Origin of the sequence: Desulfobacter sp. UBA2225 (assembly GCF_002348205.1) — a bacterium.
GTDB classification, from domain to species: Bacteria; Desulfobacterota; Desulfobacteria; order Desulfobacterales; family Desulfobacteraceae; genus Desulfobacter; species Desulfobacter postgatei.
Genome location: NZ_DDYV01000045.1, coordinates 1 through 5,111, shown reverse-complemented (window position 1 = coordinate 5,111; position 5,111 = coordinate 1). Strand labels below are relative to the sequence as shown.

Sequence of the window (5,111 nt, the reverse complement as noted above, 5' to 3'; positions counted from 1 at the left end):
TGTTTGTTGTGTCCGTCAGGACATGGGGGTTAAATTTTTTCGCCGTATTCTTTGCAATTTCAGAATAAACATTCTAAATTGCAAGGCATGATTCCTCGGTGGATTATAAAAATGAAATAATTGCCATGGGCTGGCCTGACATATCAATTGCCAGGCAGAGCCAACAACAAAGATTGAAAGATCTTAGTAAGTTACGCAGACTTTCTTATAAAAAAATAATAAGGATAAGACGGTATAAAACATGACAAATCAAAATGGATGGACAAAATCAAGTTGGAAAAATTATACGGCCCTTCAACAACCTAACTGGCCGGATCAAAGAGCGTTGGAAAAAGTCACTAAAGATTTGGCGTTGCTGCCGCCCTTGGTTTTTGCAGGGGAAATAAGAACATTGAAGGACCTGCTGGCTAAGGCCTCAAAAGGGGATGCGTTTCTGCTTCAGGGGGGGGACTGTTCTGAAGATTTTTCCCAAATTACGGCACCCACCATCAGGGAAACCATGAAAGTTTTGTTGCAGATGGCCGTTGTTATGGCCTATGCCGGTGGAAAACCAGCCATAAAAGTGGGCCGGATCGCCGGTCAGTTTGCCAAGCCCCGTTCGTCAGATACGGAAACTGTAAATGGCGTTGAACTGCCGTCTTATCGCGGAGACATGGTTAACAAAAGTGAATTCTCCATCAACGCGCGAACCCCGAATCCTAAATACATGCTTAAAGGATATTATCTGGCCGCCTCCACCCTGAACCTGTTGCGGGCATTTACCCGGGGCGGATTCGCAGCCCTGCAAAGAGTGCAGGCCTGGAATCAGGAGTTTGTGGCCCAATCTCCCATGGGACGGTCTTATGACCGTCTGGCCAAGCAGATTGACCAGGCCATCAAATTTATGAATACTATCGGGATAACCACGGATATTCCCCAGATCAATCAAACCCAGATTTTCACCTCCCATGAAGCTCTTTTATTGCCTTATGAAGAGGCCTTGACCCGGATTGATTCCACCACCGGGGACTGGTATGATTGTTCGGCACATATGCTTTGGATTGGAGAGCGGACCCGGCAGGTGGACGGGGCTCATGTTGAATTTCTAAGAGGGGTGCTCAATCCGATCGGGGTAAAAATCGGCCCGGACTATGATATTGATGATATCAAGCAGCTCATTGAAATCCTTAATCCTGCCAATGAACCCGGACGATTGACCCTGATCACCAGAATGGGCTGTGACGTTATAGAAAAGAAACTGCCCCCCCTGCTTCGTGAGGCCAGAAAAGAGGGGTATCATATTGTGTGGAACTGCGACCCCATGCATGCCAATACATATACATCGGAATCCGGACACAAAACCCGGGATTTTAATGATATTTTAAAGGAGATTACCCGGTTTTTTGAAATTCACTGGGCCGAAGGAACGATTCCCGGAGGCGTTCATCTTGAAATGACCGGTAAAAACGTAACCGAATGTGTCGGCGGTGCCAGAAATATTGTCAGTGAGGAACTTCACAATCGATATGATACCACTTGTGACCCGAGACTCAATGCGGAGCAAAGCCTTGAAGTGGCGTTCCAGATCGCTGATATGATCAAGCGCTAAAAGAATCGCATACCTTAAAAATGGAGACATGATCACGAAAACACAGTTTAAAGCCGGCGCGGTGCAGTTTGATATAAAAAACGGGGATGTCCGGGGTAATCTCTCTGTTGCTCTCGGGCATTTAGGTCATCTGGCTGACCAGGGGGCATGCCTTGGGGTCTGTCCTGAGTTTTTTTTAACCGGGTTTGATAATGAAAATATGGGGCGGCTTATGCCGGCTGTTAAAGAGAGCCTGCAAAGTCTGACTGAATTTGCCCGGACGCGTTCCATGGCCGTTGCAGGCAGCCTGCCTGAGCAAAAGGGTGGTCAGATATTCAATACGCTTTATTTCATTGACCGGGACGGTGAGATCCGGGCCCGGTACCGCAAACTGCACCTGTTTCCTTTGACCGGTGAGGATCTGCATTATGCCAGGGGAGATGAGATGGTGACGGCAGACACCAGCCTGGGTCGCGTCGGGATAATGATCTGCTATGACCTGCGATTTCCCGAGCTTGCCCGCCGCCTTTTTCTTGACGGGGCGAGGCTTTTTGTGCTCAGCGCCCAATGGCCTCTTGCCCGGGTGGCACACTGGCAGGCACTGATCCGGGCAAGGGCCATTGAAAACCAGGCCTGGTTTGTCTGCAGTAACCGTGCGGGAACGGATCCTGACAGGCTGGTTTTTCCAGGCAGTTCCATGATCGTTGATCCCAACGGGTCCGTTCTTGTTATGGGCGATGATAAACCGGGTATCATCATGGCTGACATTGACATGGACCTGGTTGACCTGGTGCGGCAAACCATCCCCGTTGGGCAGGACCGCAGGGGGGATATCTACGGTTAATATGGTTAATAAAATTGTTACGCTGGATGAGATGTGCCGTTTGTCCCATCAATATACAGCACTTGGCCGGACCGTTGTGTTTACCAACGGCTGCTTTGATATGCTTCATGCGGGCCATGTGGCCTACCTTGAAAAAGCAAAATCATTCGGGGATGTGCTTGTGCTGGGCCTGAACTCCGATGCCTCCGTCCGACAGATCAAAGGAGATCTTCGGCCGGTGATCTGTCAGGCGCAGCGGGCCCGCGTGGTGGCTGCCTTAAGCTGTGTGGATCATGTGGTACTGTTTGATGCGCCGGATCCTAATGATTTGATCCGGGGTATTATTCCCCATGTCCTGGTCAAGGGCGCGGATTGGCCCGAGGATAAAATTATCGGTGCCGAGTTTGTCAAAGGATGCGGCGGGCGCGTGGCACGGGTGGCATTTGAGGAAGATATCTCCACGTCAAAAATTATTGAACGCATTGGAAAACGATTTTATGGCGGTGCCTAGCCCTTTGACATTTGGTCATTTGAACCTCTTCCCTGGGCTGGTCCATGGCGTTTTTTCCAGAACCGAAGGATACAGCAAGGGTCCCTTTTTCGGATTAAATGTCGGATTGAGCACCGGAGATGACCCTGATATTGTAAACCAAAACAGGGCGTTGATGCTGTCATCCATAGGCCTGACACGGGTTCTGTTTTTAAATCAGGTGCACGGCACTGACGTTGCTGTGCTGAAATCGGAAGAAGATGCGGCAGGCGCTGTCTGGGAAGGGCAGGGGGCAATACCTTCTAAAATATTTAAAGCCGATGCGGCTGTGACAAACCTTAAAGGGTTAGGGCTTGCGATCCAGGTGGCGGACTGCCAGGCCGTAGTCCTGTACGACCCGCAAAAAGAGGTGATTGCCAATGTCCATTCCGGCTGGCGGGGCAGTGTGGCAGATATTATAGGCCGCTGCATTAATACCATGGTCACACAGTTCGGGTGCAGTCCTGCAAGCATCCGGGCGGGCATTTCTCCCTCCCTTGGCCCCTGTTGTGCACAATTTATTAATTATAAGCAGGAAATTCCCAAAGCATTGTGGCAATATAAGGAAAAGGAGCGCCCCTATTTTGATTTCTGGCAGATCTCCCGGGATCAGCTTGGGGCCCACGGTGTGTTGGATAAAAATATTGAAAACATGGCGCTTTGCACCCGGTGCCGTACGGATCTGTTTTACTCCTTCAGGGCAAATAAGGCCACCGGACGCTTTGCCGCAGTGATTGCACTTAAGATTTAAGGATGCCAGACAATGGATAAATCCAAACATTTTTTTTTAACCCGCACGGTAAAAGCAGCTGGTTGAGCTGCCAAACTGGATCCAGGGGCCCTGGATAACATCGTGTCAAAACTTGAACTGCCGTTCCATCCGGATTTGATCATCGGGCTTGAATACCCGGATGACGCGGGTGTCTTTCGCCTCTCCGATGAGATTGCCCTTGTCCAGACCCTTGATTTTTTAACGCCTGTGGCCGATGACCCCTATGAGTTCGGTCAGATTGCTGCGGCCAATTCTTTGTCCGATGTTTATGCCATGGGTGGCACACCCATTACGGCTATGAATATTGTCTGTTTTCCGTCATGCGACCTTGACGCAGGCATCCTTCCACGGATTCTCGAAGGCGGACTTGATAAAATTAAAGAATCGGGCGCAACCCTTGTGGGCGGGCATTCCGTGGATGATCCAGAAATCAAATATGGGCTGTCGGTAACCGGCATCGTGCAACCGGACCGGGTCTGGGCAAACAGCCGCGCAAAGGAGGGGGATGCCGTTATTTTGACCAAACCCATCGGCACCGGTATTATTTCCACGGCGCTCAAAGGCGGCCTTGCATCCGAGGAGCAGGTCAGGCAGGCTGTAAAAACCATGACCACCCTGAATAAAAATGCGGCCCTGATCGCTAAAGAGTTTAATGTTCATGCCTGTACTGATGTTACAGGCTTTGGCCTTGGCGGGCACTTGATTGAAGCAGCTAAAGGTGCGGGTGTGCGTATTGAAATTTATACGGAAAAGGTCGGGGTGCTGGACGGCGTAATGGAGTTTGCCGCCATGGGCCTGCTTCCGGGCGGTACCCATAAAAATAAAAGTTTTTTTGCCCCGCATTTCCGTGTGGCACAAGGAACAGATCGGATGCGAAGTGATTTAATGTTCGACCCCCAGACATCCGGTGGGCTTTTGCTTTTTATGGCCCAGGATCAAGCTGTGCAATGCGTGGATATTATGGAAAAAAAAGGCATTCCGGCAAGATTGATCGGAAGGGTTAAAGGGCCGTATACCAACGGATTCCTTGATATTATATAAAACGTTTTTTCACGTTGACTTCACCCCGATCATATGATATTTGCTCTCAGGATAATTTGAAAACCAAGAGCTGCCGGGTGCTGCCGGGTGCTGCCGGGTGACCGGCAACCAAGCTGCCGGTGAAAGGTTGATTAAAATGGCAGACAACGATAAAGGAAAGACCTTTCGTGAGCTGGGATATTTTGCAAGTCTTGGCATATCCGTGGCTCTGGCCATTGTCATAGGGCTGGCACTGGGATACTGGCTGGATACAATTTTTGGTACAAAACCGGTCCTTTTGCTGGTGGGGCTTGGGTTCGGCATAGCAGCCGGGTTCAGCAACATTATCAGAGCTGGAAAAAAAGCAGAAAAATATTAATGGATGAACCCGGCTGCTATG

At 49.9% G+C, this 5,111-nt stretch carries 6 protein-coding genes; all 6 read left to right on the top strand.

Going from position 1 to position 5,111, the window contains the following annotated elements:
- Window positions 1–241: 241 nt before the first annotated feature.
- The 6 genes from B3D59_RS02370 (at window position 242) to B3D59_RS02345 (ending at window position 5,090) form a co-directional block, all read left to right on the top strand.
- Window positions 242–1,588 carry a class II 3-deoxy-7-phosphoheptulonate synthase gene (locus B3D59_RS02370; RefSeq protein WP_286817486.1) on the top strand — a complete coding sequence of 449 codons (1,347 nt, stop codon included), beginning with the start codon at window positions 242–244 and terminating at the stop codon, window positions 1,586–1,588.
- Between the two features lie 28 nt (window positions 1,589–1,616).
- The gene (locus B3D59_RS02365; protein WP_286817485.1) at window positions 1,617–2,411 is read left to right on the top strand and encodes a carbon-nitrogen family hydrolase; all 795 of its coding nucleotides are present in this window, start codon (window positions 1,617–1,619) and stop codon (window positions 2,409–2,411) included.
- A 1-nt stretch (window position 2,412) separates the two neighbouring features.
- On the top strand, window positions 2,413–2,901 hold the full coding sequence (gene rfaE2, locus B3D59_RS02360) for a D-glycero-beta-D-manno-heptose 1-phosphate adenylyltransferase (protein WP_286817484.1): 489 nt from the start codon (window positions 2,413–2,415) through the stop codon (window positions 2,899–2,901).
- Entirely contained in the window at window positions 2,888–3,670 is a 783-nt protein-coding gene (gene pgeF, locus B3D59_RS02355) for a peptidoglycan editing factor PgeF (RefSeq protein ID WP_286817483.1), read from the top strand. The genes rfaE2 and pgeF overlap by 14 nt, the downstream gene beginning before the upstream one ends.
- A gap of 12 nt (window positions 3,671–3,682) precedes the next feature.
- Window positions 3,683–4,732 carry a selenide, water dikinase SelD gene (gene selD, locus B3D59_RS02350; RefSeq protein ID WP_286817482.1) on the top strand — a complete coding sequence of 350 codons (1,050 nt, stop codon included), beginning with the start codon at window positions 3,683–3,685 and terminating at the stop codon, window positions 4,730–4,732.
- Between the two features lie 136 nt (window positions 4,733–4,868).
- Entirely contained in the window at window positions 4,869–5,090 is a 222-nt protein-coding gene (locus B3D59_RS02345) for an AtpZ/AtpI family protein (protein ID WP_286817481.1), read from the top strand.
- Window positions 5,091–5,111 lie beyond the last annotated feature (21 nt).